The following is a 15,191-nucleotide window of genomic DNA, read 5'->3' on the forward strand; positions in this document are numbered from 1 at the left end:
AAGGAGCCTAATCTAACTTATGTCTAATTCGAGGATCATTTTTCTTCCTAAAATGTTTTTGTCCTTCCTGCTTGCGCTGGCACTGGCCATCTCATCGGGGACGGCAGCCTTTGCCGCTACGAGCGCGGCGGCAGCGACGACGCAAGTCGTCATCAAGCTCAAGCTTGGCAGCGGTCAAATGACGGTCGACGGCGTCGCCTCCACCGTACAGCCGCCTTTTCAAAAGAACGGCGTCACCTTCATTCCGCTCAGCGTACTCACCAAGGGAATCGGGGCGCAGCTGCAGCTGACCGACAACAAAAAGATGACGTTGACGCACAGCGCCAGCCTGAAGGTCGTCATGGCTACAGGCAGCAAGACCGCCTACGTCAACGGCGTGCAAAAGACGCTGCCCGCGGCGCCTGTCGTCGTCAAGGGCGTTATGATGGTGCCGCTGCGCGCAGCCGAGCTGCTCGGCGCCAAGATCGCGTTCACGGCATCGACCAAGGAGATCGTAATCAAGGGCGCGCGCGCCGCTGCGGCCGGCGGCCAGGCCGGCATCGACACCGACGCAGGCAAGTCCAAGATCGGCGATAGCTACTTCAAGTGGTCGATGAACTATCCGACGGGGTTGGCGCAGACTTATCAATCGACGGACGGCAGTTCCCTTGAGTTCGGAGACGTGAAGAAGGAATATTATTTGGGCGTATTCGTGACGACGGCGTTCGATAAGCTGTCCTCTCTTGAGATCAGGGATAAGATCCTGTCTTACTATTACGACACCGAGACGACGGTGAGCAAGTCGACGGTGACGGCTTCCGGCATGACCTACGAGAGCGTCGTGACGAAGGATAAGGACGGACTTTATTACGAATACCGGGGCTTCCAAGCCAACGACTATCTGTATGTCGTCGCTTTCGGCAAGAAAGTAAGCGGTCCGAACGAATTGAAGCAAGCTTCGGGCATTTTGGACAGCTTCAAGACGAGTTTTGACGCTTCGGACGCCGGCATTAAGGATCTGACACAGGTCGTGGAAGGATTCAAGACGTTAAAATACGACGACTACGGCTTCTCGCTTCAGCTTCCGAAGGACTGGGAGATGCCTGAGAAGACGAACTATCCTTACTATGAACCCAAAGACGGCAGTGCTTATATACTTGTCGATGTTACTTCCCTGGAAAAAGGGGATACGATGGACGAATGGCTGGCGCGCAGGATGGAACGCCTGAAAGATACGTTCGATACGCCTTATTACAAGCAGCTCGAACGGACGCAAGTGACCTGGAATGGCGTACCTGCCGTGCTGCAGAAGCTGTCGTATACGAACGATACGAAAACATGGTGGGACGAATACGAGCTATACGCGATTCAGGGCGACTATCGTTATTACGCGGAGTTTTCTTTCATGCAGAGCAGAGCCTCCGAATACGAAGCGGTATTCAAGAAAGTTCTTGAAACGTCGCAATTCGATTATCGCAAAATCGCGAGCAACTTTGGCGAGATCGTTGACGATAACGACAGGTTGGATCGTACGGCCGTCACGACCAAAACGAGCCGGAAATATGGTTACAGCGTTTCACTGCCGCAATATTGGACGGCGGTCGCGAGTGATTTTGAAAGTGATAAGGTTGCTTATGCGTTTTATGGCGGATCTATCCTTATTAATGTTATCGAAGGAATGGGAGATACCCAACAGTTGTATCAGGCTGTCGACAGCACTTATAACCAATCCGCGGCCGAGAATAAAAACGAACACATCAAAGAAAATTCGATCGTCCCGTTCGGCGGAACGCAGGCCAAGCGAATCGTCATGGAGGATGACGGCACCGGCGACAGCCTTCCGTACAAGAGCACCGTTTATGCGTTCGCGGCAGGCGGCCGCGGTTACGTGATCACCCTTAATCTCAAAGTTGCGAACCAAAGCGAGTTCAACAAAAAAACGGATGGAAGAGGTCATCGCCTCGTTTAAACTGAATCCATAATGAGGCAGAGTGAAGTGGCCCGAACGCGCAGCGTTCGGGTGCTTCTTGTTTTTTTAAGCCGCCTTTTTGCGCGCCCGCCGCCATTTTCCTTTGGTCCATGCGCCTCGCTTTGCTATACTAATAGAGAGAACGCCGCCCCGAGGCGGCCTGGAGGTTAAGAATACATGAGCGATCAAGCCGCGGTGCGGCGTGAAGATATAGAGCTGTTGGCTCCCGCCGGAGACTGGGAATGCATGCGCGCGGCCGTCGCGAACGGCGCCGACGCGATCTTTTTCGGCGTGGAAAAATTCAATGCGCGGGCGCGCGCGAACAACTTCAAGATGGACGAGCTGCCGGAGATCATGGCGTTCCTTCATCGGTACGGCGTCAAAGGCTTTCTTACGTTTAACATTCTGGTGTTCGAGGACGAGCTGCGCAATGCGCAGGAGCTCGTCGAAGCGTGCATCGACGCCGGCGTGGACGCGGTCATCGTGCAGGATCTCGGCCTCGTCAAGCTGATCCGCGAGATCTCGCCGGACTTCCCGATCCACGGCTCGACGCAGATGACGATCACTTCCCCGGAAGCGGTTGAGTTCACGAAGCCGTTCGGCATGGAGCGGGTCGTGCTCGGACGCGAGAACAACCTGAAGCAGATCGCCAAGATCGGCGAGCAGGCGAAGCTGCCGATGGAGGTTTTCGTGCACGGCGCCTTATGCGTATCGTATTCGGGTCAGTGCCTGACGAGCGAGATGTGGGGCGGACGTTCCGCGAACCGCGGCGAATGCGCGCAGGCCTGCCGCCTGCCGTACGACCTGATGGTCGACGGCGAGCACAAGCCGATGGGCAACATCGCCTATCTGCTGTCGCCGAAGGACCTGGCCGCGATCGACATCATGCCGGAGCTGATCGAAGCGGGCGTCACGTCGTTCAAGATCGAGGGCCGGCTCAAGAGTCCCGAGTACGTGGCCAACGTCGTGAGCAAGTATCGGAGCGCCATCGACAAATACTTCGCCGGTCAGGACGCGAGGCCGTCGGCGGAGGAGGTCCGCGAGCTGCAGCAGAGCTTCTCGCGCGGCTTTACGCACGGCTTCCTCGAAGGAACGAACAACAAGCAGCTCGTCGAGGGCACCTTCCCGAAAAGCCGGGGCGTGTATCTGGGCCGCGTAGAACGGCTGACGCGCGACAGCGTCGTCTGCCTGCTCGAGGCGCCGCTCAAGCGCGGCGACGGTCTCGTTTTCGACGCCGGCGACCCGACCAAGAAGGAAGAAGGCGGACGCGTGTACGATCTGCGCCGCGGCAAGGCCAAGATCGAAGGCGAAGTCGCGCAGGGCGGGGAGATTGAGATCGTCATGGGGCGCAATGACGTCGACCTGACCAAGCTTCACGTCGGCGACCGCATCTGGAAGACGAGCGATCCGGCGCTCGACCGCCGCCTGCGGACGACGTTCGAGACGGACAAGCCGTATCGCACGTTCCCGGTGTCCGTCACCGTATCCGGGCGCGAGGGCGAGCCGCTGCGCACGATTTGGACCGACGCGCAAAAAAATACGACCGTCGTCGTCCAGTCCGACATGCCGCTCGAGCGCGCGATGAACCGGCCGCTCGGCCGGGAAGTGCTCGAGGAGCAGCTCGGCCGCCTCGGCGGCTCGCTGTATCGTCTCGGCGAGCTGTCCGTCGCGCTGGAAGGCGACGTCATCGTGCCGAAGAGCGAGCTGAACCGCATCCGCCGCGAAGCGGTGCTGCAGCTCGAGCCGCTGCGCGACCGACCGCCGGTCTACGTCAAGCGCGACGTCGACGCCTACGGAGACGCGCCGCACCCGGCGTCGTCCGTGCTCGGAACGGGCGGCGGCCGGATGACCGTGCTCTGCCGGACGCTCGAGCAGGTGCAGGCGGCCGTCGAGACCGACGCAGCGATGATTTACGCGGACTTCGAGTTCATCAAGCAATTCCCGGACGCGATCGCGGTCTGCCGCGCGGCGGGCAAGCCGATCGCGCTGGCGACGCCGCGGATCCACATGCCCGGCGAGAACGGCTACCACCGCAACATCCTGAAGCTCGCGCCGGACGCGGTGCTCGTGCGCAACACGGGGGGCGCTCTATTTTTACCTGAAGGAACGGATGGAAAATCCGGGCGCCAAGCACCCGACGCTCATCGGGGACTTCTCCCTGAACGTGGCGAATCACAAGACGGTCGAGCTGTTCCGCGAGGCGGGTCTCGACTGGGTGACGCCGTCGTACGACCTGAACGTCCAGCAGATGGTGGACATGCTGCGCCTGTCGGATACGTCCCGGCTCGAGCTCGTCATCCACCAGCACTTGCCGATGTTCCATACGGAGCATTGCGTGTACTGCACGTTCATGAGCGAAGGGACGAACTTCACGAACTGCGGGCGTCCCTGCGAGGAGTCCCGCGCGTCGCTGCGCGACCGGATCGGATTCTCGCACCCAGTTCGCGTCGACGAAGGCTGCCGCAACACGGTATACAACGCCATCGAACAGTCGGGCGCTGAATATTTGACGACGTTCCAGGAGCTCGGCGTGCCGTCTTACCGGGTCGAATTCCTCGAAGAGGACGCCGACAAGGTGCGCGAGGTGCTGTCGCTCTACCGCTCTGCCATGCAGGGCCGCATCGGGGGCACCGAGGTGTGGAAGAAGCTGAAGGCGATCAACCAGCTCGGCGTGACGCGGGGGCAGCTGGTCAAATAAGTCATCGGGTCATGCGATATCGTGAGCCGCTTTATCCTTCGGGATGGAGCGGCTTTTTGCGATTTGCGCGCAGTTCAGCGGTCTGCACGCGAGTCGCCGAGCACCCCGGCGCGAGCGTCTGAACTGTTAGCGCTTGACGGATTTTACATTCCGTTAACCTGAAGCGCATTCAGGCATGAGGACTCGTTGATAAAATGAACGGACGGCAATGGAATTCAAGGAGGGATCTTCATGAGAATCGCGGTTGTGGGGGCGGGGATCGTCGGATTGACGACGGCGGCCGGATTTGCGGATTTGGGACATCAAGTCTATTGCAGCGATGCGGACGGCGATAAAATAGAGCGAATCTCGAGCGGTAAAATTCCATACTGGGAGCCCGGGCTTGCCGAACTGGTCAAGCGGGGACAGGACGCGGGAAGGCTTGCTTTCGGTGCGGGGGGCGTCGCCTGCCATCACCGAGGCCGAGGTCGTATTCCTGGCGGTCGGAACGCCCGCAACGGACGACGGGGGAGATTTTGCTGGCCCAGCTTTGGGAAGCCGCGGACCTGCTTGTGCCGCGGACGGACGGGACGCGCAGGCTGATCGCCGTGAAAAGCACGGTGCCGGTGGGCACGGCCGAACGGCTGGAGGCGCGGCTTCGGGCGAGAATGCCTGGGGAGTCCGGCGTCGACGTCGTATCCGTGCCCGAATTTTTGCGGGAGGGCTTCGCGGTACGGGACTTCTTCGAGCCCTCGCGCGTCGTCGTCGGCTCGGCGACGCACGAGGCGGCCGAATCGATGGACCGATTGTACCGAAGGCTCTCCGCGACCGTCGTTCACACGGACCGTCGGAGCGCGGAGCTCGCGAAGCTTGCGTCCAATGCGGCGCTGGCGATCAAAATTTCCTTCGCCAACGAGATGGCGGCGCTTTCGGAGCAGACCGGCGCCGATTATCCCGATATCGCCCGCATCATGGGGCTGGATCCGCGCATCGGTCCGCACTTTTCGGGAGCCGGACTTGGCTTCGGCGGTTCCTGCCTGCCGAAGGACGCGCGCGCGCTCGTCCGTCTGGCGAGCGAGGCCGGCGCGCCCCAGACGGTCGCTACGGCGGCCATCCGCGCGAACGCCGTTCTGCCGCAGCGTATGGCGCGCAAGCTGGAGGCGGCGCTCAGCGGCTTGTCGCGTCGCCGCGTCGCGCTGCTCGGGCTCGCCTTTAAGCCCGGCACGGCCGAGCTGCGCGAAGCGCCGTCGCTGCGACTGATCGCCGAGCTGAAGAAGCGTTATCCCGGCATCGCGCTGGCCGCGTACGACCCGGCCGTCGACGTCGGGATGAAGCGGCAGCTGCCCGCCGGGATCGGGCTGTACGGCTCCGCCGAAGAGGCGCTGCGCGGCGCGGATGCCGCGATCGTCGTGACGGAATGGCCCGAGATTCGCAAAATATCGGCAGAAGACTACAAAAGCTGGATGAGCAGGCCTATAATATTAGATGGACGCAACTGCCTGGATGCGCACGCGCTGAACGCGCAAGGCGTCGTGTGCATCGGAGTCGGACGTCTGCCGGCCGCGCCGCAAGGAATTCCGGCGTATCAAGGACGGCACGCATAAATAGAGAGGATGCCTGTCTCATGAAAGTCCGCAAGGCCATTATTCCCGCAGCCGGTCTCGGCACTCGCTTTCTTCCCGCCACGAAGGCGATGCCCAAAGAGATGCTGCCGATTATCGACAAGCCCGGCATCCAATATATCGTCGAAGAAGCCGTCGCCTCGGGCATCGAGGACATTATCATCGTGACCGGCAAGGGCAAGCGGGCCATCGAAGACCATTTCGACAGCTATTACGAGCTCGAGGAGAATCTGCGCCAGAAGGGTAAGCTCGACCTGCTCTCCGAGGTTCAGCGGGCCTCGGACCTGATCGATATTCACTATATCCGGCAAAAAGAAGCCAAGGGGCTCGGACATGCGATCTGGTGCGCGCGCAACTTCATCGGCGACGAGCCGTTCGCCGTTCTGCTCGGGGACGATATCGTCCGTTCCGAGACGCCGTGCCTGAAGCAGATGATGGACGTTTACGACAAGGTGCAGAGCAGCGTGCTTGCCGTCAAGCGCGTGCCCGAGGACGAGATCTCGCGCTACGGCATCGTCGATCCGGCGGACGGAGCCGACCTGAGCCTGGATACCGTCCCGGTCCGCGGCGTGGTGGAGAAGCCCGCCGCGGACCGCGCGCCCTCCAACATCGCGATCATGGGCCGATACATATTGACGCCGGCCATCTTCGGCCTGCTCGAGACGCAGGACACCGGAGCGGGCGGCGAGATCCAGTTGACGGATGCCATCTTCCGCTTGCTGCAGCAGGAGTCGGTTTATGCGTATGCCTTCGAAGGCGATCGCTACGATACCGGCGAGAAGCTGGGGTACCTGAAGACGATCGTCGACTTCGCGCTTCAGCGTCCGGATCTGGGCGACGCGTTCAAGGCTTATTTGGAGAGCAAGCTAAGTTAACGCTGCGTGAAGCACACGCCGCTATTCCTTCGGGGATGGCGGTTTTTTTTATTTTCATTTTTTGGGGAGGCCGTTCAAATGGCAAAGGAGAAGAAAGGCAACGCTGCGGAGATCGTCCAAGCTTTTATCGAAAAGCAACGAAAGTCTGCGAGCGGACAACGGCTCGAGATGCTTCAGCGAGACCTGAGCGGCACGATCAAGCTGCTGACCGACATCTTGTTGCCCGTTTTCGGCACGCTCGAAGGCTTTCATCTGGAGTATGAAATCGTCGGCGCGAACGGCGTCAAACTCTACGCGGACATCTATTACGAGCCGCTCGGCTTGGTATTCGAATGCGATGGCTTCGTCGCCCACGTCGAGCTGATGACGCGCGACCGGTTTTCCTTCGAGCGCTTAAGAATGCGGTCTTTCGTCATGATGGGATACAAATATATCCCTTTCAGCCGGGACGAGATGGACAAGAAGCCGGAGATGTGCCGCCGGATGGTGTACGAATTGTTGGGGAAGTACGGAAATGCGGGCGATCGGTTGTTGCAAACCTCGCTTTTCGCGCGGGAGATCGTGAGGAATGCTTCGAACGGGCGGGCGTTCAAGCCGCAGGACGCGCAAGGCTGGCTGCAGTTGAAACGCGATAAGACGCGAGGCGTGCTTCGTGAAATGTTGGCCGAGGGCTGGATCGAGCCGGTCGGCGGAAGCGAGCGCCGGGGTCACATGTACAAATTGACTTCCAAAGGAAGTGAGTTATTAAGAGGGTGAGGGTAATCATTGGTTGGTGCACGAGTGGAGGGGGGGAGCGAGATGCGCGGCGGTATCGCATAATTCGGCAGCGTGGAGCGTCTGAGGCGCGAGTTGTGCGGCGGTATCGCATAATTCGGCAGCGTGGAGCGTCTGAGGCGCGAGATGTGCGGCGGTATCGCATAATTCGGCAGCGTGGAGCTTCTGAAGCGCGAGATGTGCGGCGGCATCGCATAATTTGGCAGCGTGAAGCGTCTGAGGCGCGAGATGTGCGGCGGTATCGCATAATTCGGCAGCGTGGAGCGTCTGAAGCGCGAGATGTGCGGTGGCATCGCATAATTTGGCAGCGTGAAGCGTCTGAGGAACGAGTTGTGCGGCGGTATCGCATAATTCGGCAGCGTGGAGCGTCTGAAGCGCGAGATGTGCGGCGGCATCGCATAATTTGGCAGCGTGAAGCGTCTGAGGAACGAGTTGTGCGGCGGCATCGCATAATTCGGCAGTGTGGAGCGTCGATGTCACAAGTTGTGCGGCGGTATCGTATTACTCAGCCCCAACTCGCGAACTCCAGTATTTTGAGTATCGAAAACCTGCCGTTCGCCTTCCCCCCTGACCCGATTTCCTGTAGACTGAGGGGTAAACGCCGTGGAGGAACGCATGATCGCATTTTCGGATATGTACGCCGCGTGGCGACACGTATTTAAGCTGGATCCGGACCGCGCGATTTCCGACGAGGCGCTGGAGCGGATCTGCTTGTCCGGCACGGACGGCATCCTGGTCGGCGGATCGAGCGGCGTTACCTACGACAATACGGTGGATCTCATGGCGCGCATTCGCCGCTACGAGGTGCCGTGCGCGCTGGAGCTGACCGGCGCCGACAGCGCCGTTCCGGGCTTCGACGGTTACCTGGTGCCGATGGTGCTGAACGCGGGACGAACGGATTGGATCGTCGGCCGGCAGGCGGAGGCGCTGGCCGAGTACGGTTCATTCATGCCCTGGGAACTTACCGCGGGCCAGGCTTACCTGATCCTGAACGGCGCATGCACCGCGGCAAAAGTGACCGAAGCGCGGACGGATCTCTCTGCGGACGAGGCTCTGGCTTACGCCCAGTTGGCCGACCGGCTCTGGCGCGTACCCGTGCTGTATCTGGAGTACAGCGGCGCGTTCGGGGACATGGCGCTGGTCCGCCGGGTCCGTGATCAGCTGTCGCAGGCGCGGCTTTTCTACGGCGGAGGCATCTCCACGCCCGAGCAGGCAAGGGCGGCCGCGGAGTCCGCACATACGATCGTCGTCGGCAACGTCATCTACGGCGATCTGCCGGCGGCGCTTGCGACAGTCGCCGCGGCGAAGCGCGCGATCGGCGCGGGCGGCTCGGCCTGAAGGCCCGAGACCTGACTGCCTGAGACCTGACTGCCTGCACGGCGAGGCGAACGGACGGACGCCTCCCACAAGCTACAAGCAAAGGAGCGTTATCATCATGTTTTTTGAACCGGCGCAACCGTCGTCCGGGACGACGTTCAATATCGACGAAGCCGTAAACCGGCTGAATCCCAAGCAGCGCGAGGCGGCCGTCGCTACCGACGGGCCGCTGCTCATCATGGCGGGAGCGGGCAGCGGCAAGACGCGCGTGCTCACGCACCGCATCGCTTACTTGATCGCCAAGCGGATCGCAGCGCCTTGGAGCATTCTCGCGATTACCTTTACGAACAAGGCGGCGCGCGAGATGCAGGACCGCGTCTCCAAGCTTATCGGGGCAAGCGGACGCGACGTATGGGTGAGCACGTTCCATTCGATGAGCGTGCGCATCCTGCGGCGGGACATCGAGCGGATCGGCTTCGGCTCCAACTTCAGCATTCTCGACTCGGCGGACCAATTGTCCGTCATCCGGGGCGTCATGAAGGAGCAGAACGTCGACACCAAGAAGTTCGAGCCCAAAGCGGTGCAGGCGATGATCAGCGGCGCTAAAAACGAGCTGCTGTCGCCGGAGCAATACGAGGCGCGCGCAGGGGATTATTTCCAGACGATCGCGGCCAAGGTGTACACGCAATATCAACGCCGCCTGAAGGCGAACAATTCGCTCGACTTCGACGACCTCATTTTGCTCACGATCCAGCTGTTCCGCGAAGTGCCCGAAGTGCTCGAGTTTTACCAGAACAAGTTCCGATACATCCATGTCGACGAGTACCAGGATACGAACAAAGCGCAGTACATGATCTGCAAAATGCTCGCCGCGAAGCACCACAACATCTGCGTCGTCGGCGACAGCGACCAGTCGATCTACCGCTGGCGGGGCGCGGACATCACGAACATTCTCAACTTCGAGGCCGACTACCCCGAAGCGCGCACCATTTTGCTGGAGCAGAACTACCGCTCGACCTCCAACATCCTGGAGGCGGCCAACCAGGTCATCAAGAACAACATGGGCCGCAAGCCCAAGAACCTGTGGACCGACAGCCCGGGCGGCGACAAGATTACGGTATACCAAGGCGATTCGGAGCACGGGGAAGGCTACTTCGTCGCGGGCGAGATTCGCAAGAACCGGCAGAACGGCCGCCGTTACGACCATCATGCCATTTTGTATCGCACGAACGCCATGTCCCGGGTGATGGAAGAAATTCTGATCAAATCCGAGATCCCGTATCAAATCGTGGGCGGCACCAAGTTCTACGACCGCAAGGAAATCAAGGACATTTTGGCATACCTGCGCTTGATCTCCAACCCGGACGACGATATCAGCCTGAACCGCATCATCAACGTGCCCAAGCGCGCGCTTGGCGACACGACGATGGGCAAGGTGCAGGAGGAAGCGCAGCGGCAAGGCATCTCCATTTACAAGCTGATCAGCCAGGGCGAAGGACTGCTCGGCGACGGCTTGTACCATCTCGACATTCAGGCGCGCGCCAAGGCGGCGCTCTCCGAGTTCAGCGCGCTGATCGCCAATCTGACCGCGATGGTCGATTATTTGTCCGTGACCGAATTGACGGAGAAAATGCTGGAGATGTCCGGCTACCGGATGGAGCTTCAGCGGGAGAATACGATCGAGTCTCAAGCGCGGCTGGAAAACATCGAGGAGTTTCTGTCCGTCACCCAGGAGTTCGAGAACCGCAACGAGGACAAGTCGCTCGTCGCTTTCCTGACCGACCTCGCGCTGATCGCGGACATCGATTCGATGGGAGACGACGAGGACGACAAGGAAAAGGGCGATGCCGTCGTGCTCATGACGATGCATAGCGCCAAAGGGCTGGAGTTCCCGGTCGTGTTCATCGTCGGCATGGAGGAGGGCATCTTCCCCGGCAGCCGGGCGTTCATGGACAACGACGAGATGGAGGAGGAGCGGCGTCTCGCATACGTCGGCATCACGCGGGCGGAGAAGAAGCTGTACCTGACCTGCGCGCAGAGCCGCTTGCTCTACGGGCGAACGGCGGCCAATGCGCCGTCGCGCTTCCTGGAGGAGATTCCGGACCATCTGAAGGAATCGGTGGAAATGAGGGGCGGGCGCATCGGCGGCTCGTTCGGCGGCTTCGGCTCGCGCCTGGGCGGCGGACGCGGTCCGGGCGCGGGCGGTTATGGCGGCGGCAGCTTCGGCGGCGCAGGGGCGCAGCCGGGCTTTGGCGCGCGGCCGCAGGCCGGCGGCTTCGGCGGTGCCGCGGGCGGCGGCTTCGGCGCCCGTCCGCAGGCGGCGGGCGCTCCCGGCGCGAGAACGCCGGGGCAGCCGCCGGCGACATACGGCGTCGGCGGCCGGCCGGCCGCGAGTCCGCAGCCGGCGCCCGGAGGCGGACAAGGCCTGTCCGTCGCGGCCGGGGACAAGGTGCAGCATGCGAAGTGGGGCATCGGCACGGTCGTCGCGGTGAAGGGGAGCGGCAGCGATACGGAGCTGAACATCGCGTTCCCCGCACCTGTCGGTCTCAAACGTCTGCTCGCAGCCTTCGCGCCCGTCACCAAGCTTTGATTTTGACCGCGAACCGCAACAAAAAAAGCCGCCGCGCCACATGGCGCAGCGGCCTGTCCCTTTACATAAAAGTTAGTGATAGCCCGGCAGGTGGGTATCGGGGTCCTTCAAAACGTTGAGAATGTCCATATGGATGAGATGCCTGCGCGTCTCCTCCGTGCCGATCCTGAAGATCGCGCGGTAGATGTCCAGCATTTGCTCGTTGTACTTGTCCGTGGCGGGGTCGTGATCCGCGGATTTGTAAGGGATGATGGCGCGCAGATGAGTCGCGTCGTCCGTATCCGACCGCTTGGCGAGCAGAGCCATGAGCTGATCGATCTCCCGGTCCGTCGCATATACGCTGAGCTGGTCGGTCGTATGGTTTTCTTCCTTCGTGATCGTTCCGGCGGATACCGAGACGTAGTACGTCTCTTTTACCGAAGAATGCCTCTCTTGGCTATCGCTATATCTATCCGTTTGATTATCCATGTCTGAACCCTCCCGTTATACCTCAGGTTGTCTCTTTTTACACGATAATCGGGGTGCTTGAATCAAACGTAACACATTAACCCGGAGTGCCGGGAAGCGAGAGAGGCCGAATAACGATGACGGAGCCGCTGCAGCGGATGAGACAGCTGGTCGACGAATTGAACGTTCACGTCCGGCGCTACTACACCGAGGACAACCCTTCCATCAGCGATCGGGAGTACGATCTGCTGTACGACGAGCTGGTTGCGCTGGAAAAAGAGACGGGGACCGTGCTTCCCGATTCGCCGACCCACCGCGTTGGCGGAGAAATTCTGAAAGGCTTCGAACCCCATCGCCACATGGCGCGGCTGTGGAGCCTGGACAAAGCCCAGAATTTCGACGATCTGAAGGCATGGGCGCAGCGCGTAAACAAGCTGGTCGGCGACTACAATACCCGCAACCCCGAGTCGCCTTTGCCGCCGCCCGAATTCGTCATCGAGCAAAAATTCGACGGGCTCACGCTCAACCTCACCTATGCGAACGGCGAGCTCGTGCAGGCGGCGACACGCGGCAACGGCGTCGTAGGCGAGGGCATTTTGGCGCAGGTCAAAACGATTCGTTCGATTCCGCTGTCGATTCCTTATCAAGGCGGTCCGATCGAGATTCAGGGCGAAGGCATCATGCGGCTCTCCGTGCTGGAAGCGTATAATCGCACCGCGGCGGAGCCCCTCAAGAACGCCCGCAACGGCGCCGCCGGCGCGCTCCGCAACCTGAATCCTGCCGTCACCGCCTCGCGCAAGCTGGACGCCTTCTTTTATAATGTAGGCTTTTCGGATGCCGCCGGCATCTCGTTCGCGAACCATCGCGAGATACTGGCTTTCCTCCGGGACAACGGCCTGCCGGTCAACAGCTTCGAACGTTATTACGACAATATCGAAGAAGTTGCCGAGGAGCTGAACGCGATCGTCGTGTTCCGGCACGAGCTCGACTATCTTATCGACGGGGCCGTCGTCAAGGTGACGGACCTGCGCACGCGCGAGGCGCTAGGCTACACGGACAAGTTTCCCCGCTGGGCGGTGGCGTTCAAGTTCGAAGCGGAGGAGACGACGACCGTATTGGAGTCCGTCTCCTGGGAGGTCGGCCGTACGGGCAAGGTGACGCCGCTTGCGCGCGTCGAAGCGGTCGAGCTTGCCGGCGTGACGGTGCAGAACTGCACGCTGAACAATATCGGCGACATCGCGCGCAAAAACCTGACGCATGCCCTCGGGACGCGCGTCTTTATCCGCCGCTCCAACGACGTCATCCCCGAGATATTGGGAAAAGCGGACGAGGAACCGGGGCTCGAGATCGCGGTGCCGGACGTCTGTCCGGCTTGCGGTACCCAGCTCGAGCTGCGCGGCGCGCATTTGTTCTGTCCGAACCGTCTGGGCTGCCGGCCGCAGATCGTGGGGCGCATCACGCATTTCGCTTCCCGCGACTGCATGGACATCGAGACGTTCAGCGGCAAGACCGCCGGGCAGCTGCTCGAAGCGCTCGACGTGCGCGATCCCGCGGATTTGTACGATCTGCAGTTCGACGATCTGGTCAAGCTGGAGCGCTTCGGGGAAAAGAAAGCGAACAACCTGCTGGCCTCCGTCGAAAAGTCCAAGTCGCGCGAGCTGGCCGCTTTTCTGAACGCGCTCGGCATTCCGAACACGGGCAAGGCGACCGCGCGCACGCTCGCCGACCACTACGGCGACCTCGAACGCCTGATGGCGGCCGAGGCGGAGGAGCTTGTCACGCTGCCCGATATCGGCGGCATCGTGGCCGAGAGCATCGCGGGCTTCTTCCGCGACCCGCTTATGCAGCAGAGCATCGCCCGCATGCGCGCCGCGGGTGTGAAGGCCGAGTCCGACCGCCCGGCGGCGCAGGCGGCCGATACGAGCCATCCGCTGTTCGGCAAGACGGTCGTCCTCACCGGCACGCTAAGCCTGCTCACGCGCGACGAAGCGTCGCGGCGCCTGGAGGCGCTCGGCGCCAAGGTGTCCGGCAGCGTCTCCAAGAAGACCGACCTTGTCATCGCCGGCGAGAGTGCCGGCAGCAAGCTGACCAAGGCGCGCGATCTCGGCGTGCCCGTACTGGAGGACGAGCGGGAAATGTTGAAGCTGCTTGGTATGGCGTCCGCAGACGAATAAGCGCTTGGCAACATAAAAGGCCGACGCCTTCCGAACGATTCGGAGGGTGTCGGCCTTTTCGATTTAGGCGGTTACGAATGCCGGATACGGCGTCTCGCGAGAAATTGCTTGTACTGGAAGTATATCGTGCAGCCGACGCAATAGCCGAGCAAGGCGGCGCCGGCAGCAGCAAGCAGCATGGCGACGAACGCGTACCCGGCGACGGTCCAGCCCAGCGAGAAGCAGAAGACCGCCAAGCTCAGGAAGATGACCGCGAGCGAATTGTTGAAGCGGGCCAGCTCCTGGGCTTGCGTTTCTTTGCCAGCTGTCTTCAGCCAAGGCTTCGTTAGTCTTATAAACAGGTTGTACCGGCCTGCCGTGGCGAGTCCGGCGACTTCGATCAGCCATAGAAGGGACAGCAGCCACAATGGGGCAAAGAAGAAAGACAAGACGGCGAACAGTACAATGCCTGTCTGGTTGGACTTAATGTAAGGCATGGGAACTTCCTTCATCCATGAGGCCTCCTTGCAAGCTGGTTTGCTGGTTTAATTCCAAGTTAGATCATCGGGAATTGGTTGTCAACGATGAATTCATAATCCGTATATTTACAGTTGCAATTCTCTCTCCGGCTTGGTATATTAGTACTCGCCCCTTCGAGGGGACAGGCCAAAGCGAGCTTGGGAAAAACGGCTTCGAAAAAAGACGTTGACAAGCCAGAACGAACCTGATAAAGTTAACTGCTGTCGGCTCGAAGAATTTGCGAGTAATAAGGCCGATGACGGAAGACA

Annotated in this window: 9 protein-coding genes and 2 pseudogenes; 9 read left to right on the plus strand and 2 right to left on the minus strand. The window is 60.7% G+C overall.

Annotated elements, in window-relative coordinates; all coding sequences use genetic code 11:
• The first annotated feature begins 19 nt into the window (after positions 1-19).
• From OMP40_RS23135 to pcrA, 8 genes and pseudogenes are all read left to right on the plus strand, one after another.
• Positions 20-1,948 (plus strand): stalk domain-containing protein, encoded by a 1,929-nt coding sequence (locus OMP40_RS23135; RefSeq protein WP_277534854.1) that lies wholly within the window; start codon positions 20-22, stop codon positions 1,946-1,948.
• Between the two features lie 177 nt (positions 1,949-2,125).
• A pseudogene (locus OMP40_RS23140) lies at positions 2,126-4,646 on the plus strand (U32 family peptidase).
• 231 nt (positions 4,647-4,877) lie between these two features.
• Positions 4,878-5,063, plus strand: a pseudogene (locus OMP40_RS42170) (3-hydroxyacyl-CoA dehydrogenase NAD-binding domain-containing protein); the annotation flags it as partial.
• 29 nt (positions 5,064-5,092) lie between these two features.
• Entirely contained in the window at positions 5,093-6,229 is a 1,137-nt protein-coding gene (locus tag OMP40_RS23145) for a UDP-glucose dehydrogenase family protein (protein ID WP_277534988.1), read from the plus strand.
• A gap of 20 nt (positions 6,230-6,249) precedes the next feature.
• Positions 6,250-7,122 (plus strand): UTP--glucose-1-phosphate uridylyltransferase GalU, encoded by an 873-nt coding sequence (gene galU / locus OMP40_RS23150; protein WP_277534856.1) that lies wholly within the window; start codon positions 6,250-6,252, stop codon positions 7,120-7,122.
• A 78-nt stretch (positions 7,123-7,200) separates the two neighbouring features.
• On the plus strand, positions 7,201-7,878 hold the full coding sequence (locus OMP40_RS23155; RefSeq protein WP_277534858.1) for a hypothetical protein: 678 nt from the start codon (positions 7,201-7,203) through the stop codon (positions 7,876-7,878).
• 633 nt (positions 7,879-8,511) lie between these two features.
• Complete coding sequence (gene pcrB / locus OMP40_RS23160) at positions 8,512-9,234, plus strand: heptaprenylglyceryl phosphate synthase (protein ID WP_277534859.1); 723 nt, start codon at positions 8,512-8,514, stop codon at positions 9,232-9,234.
• Between the two features lie 97 nt (positions 9,235-9,331).
• Positions 9,332-11,803 carry a DNA helicase PcrA gene (gene pcrA / locus OMP40_RS23165; protein ID WP_277534860.1) on the plus strand — a complete coding sequence of 824 codons (2,472 nt, stop codon included), beginning with the start codon at positions 9,332-9,334 and terminating at the stop codon, positions 11,801-11,803.
• Positions 11,804-11,875: 72 nt separating this feature from the next.
• Here the strand turns inward: pcrA and OMP40_RS23170 are convergent, their stop codons facing one another.
• Complete coding sequence (locus OMP40_RS23170; protein WP_277534861.1) at positions 11,876-12,271, minus strand: hypothetical protein; 396 nt, start codon at positions 12,269-12,271, stop codon at positions 11,876-11,878.
• A 116-nt stretch (positions 12,272-12,387) separates the two neighbouring features.
• Between OMP40_RS23170 and ligA the strand changes: the two genes are divergently transcribed.
• On the plus strand, positions 12,388-14,424 hold the full coding sequence (gene ligA, locus OMP40_RS23175) for an NAD-dependent DNA ligase LigA (protein WP_277534863.1): 2,037 nt from the start codon (positions 12,388-12,390) through the stop codon (positions 14,422-14,424).
• A gap of 71 nt (positions 14,425-14,495) precedes the next feature.
• Here ligA and OMP40_RS23180 read toward each other — a convergent pair whose 3' ends face one another.
• Positions 14,496-14,915 carry a DUF4395 domain-containing protein gene (locus OMP40_RS23180; protein ID WP_277534865.1) on the minus strand — a complete coding sequence of 140 codons (420 nt, stop codon included), beginning with the start codon at positions 14,913-14,915 and terminating at the stop codon, positions 14,496-14,498.
• Between the last annotated feature and the right edge of the window lie 276 nt (positions 14,916-15,191).

Source organism: Cohnella rhizosphaerae (assembly GCF_029525575.1).
Lineage (GTDB): Bacteria > Bacillota > Bacilli > Paenibacillales > Paenibacillaceae > Cohnella > Cohnella rhizosphaerae.

What these genes read in the sequence shown, in the direction of transcription:
- OMP40_RS23135 (WP_277534854.1), top strand. Translation starts at nt 20, where the DNA reads ATGTCTAATTCGAGGATCATTTTTCTTCCTAAAATGTTTTTGTCCTTC.
- galU (WP_277534856.1), top strand. Translation starts at nt 6,250, where the DNA reads ATGAAAGTCCGCAAGGCCATTATTCCCGCAGCCGGTCTCGGCACTCGC.
- OMP40_RS23155 (WP_277534858.1), top strand. Translation starts at nt 7,201, where the DNA reads ATGGCAAAGGAGAAGAAAGGCAACGCTGCGGAGATCGTCCAAGCTTTT.
- pcrB (WP_277534859.1), top strand. Translation starts at nt 8,512, where the DNA reads ATGATCGCATTTTCGGATATGTACGCCGCGTGGCGACACGTATTTAAG.
- pcrA (WP_277534860.1), top strand. Translation starts at nt 9,332, where the DNA reads ATGTTTTTTGAACCGGCGCAACCGTCGTCCGGGACGACGTTCAATATC.
- OMP40_RS23170 (WP_277534861.1), bottom strand. Translation starts at nt 12,271, where the DNA reads ATGGATAATCAAACGGATAGATATAGCGATAGCCAAGAGAGGCATTCT.
- ligA (WP_277534863.1), top strand. Translation starts at nt 12,388, where the DNA reads ATGACGGAGCCGCTGCAGCGGATGAGACAGCTGGTCGACGAATTGAAC.
- OMP40_RS23180 (WP_277534865.1), bottom strand. Translation starts at nt 14,915, where the DNA reads ATGAAGGAAGTTCCCATGCCTTACATTAAGTCCAACCAGACAGGCATT.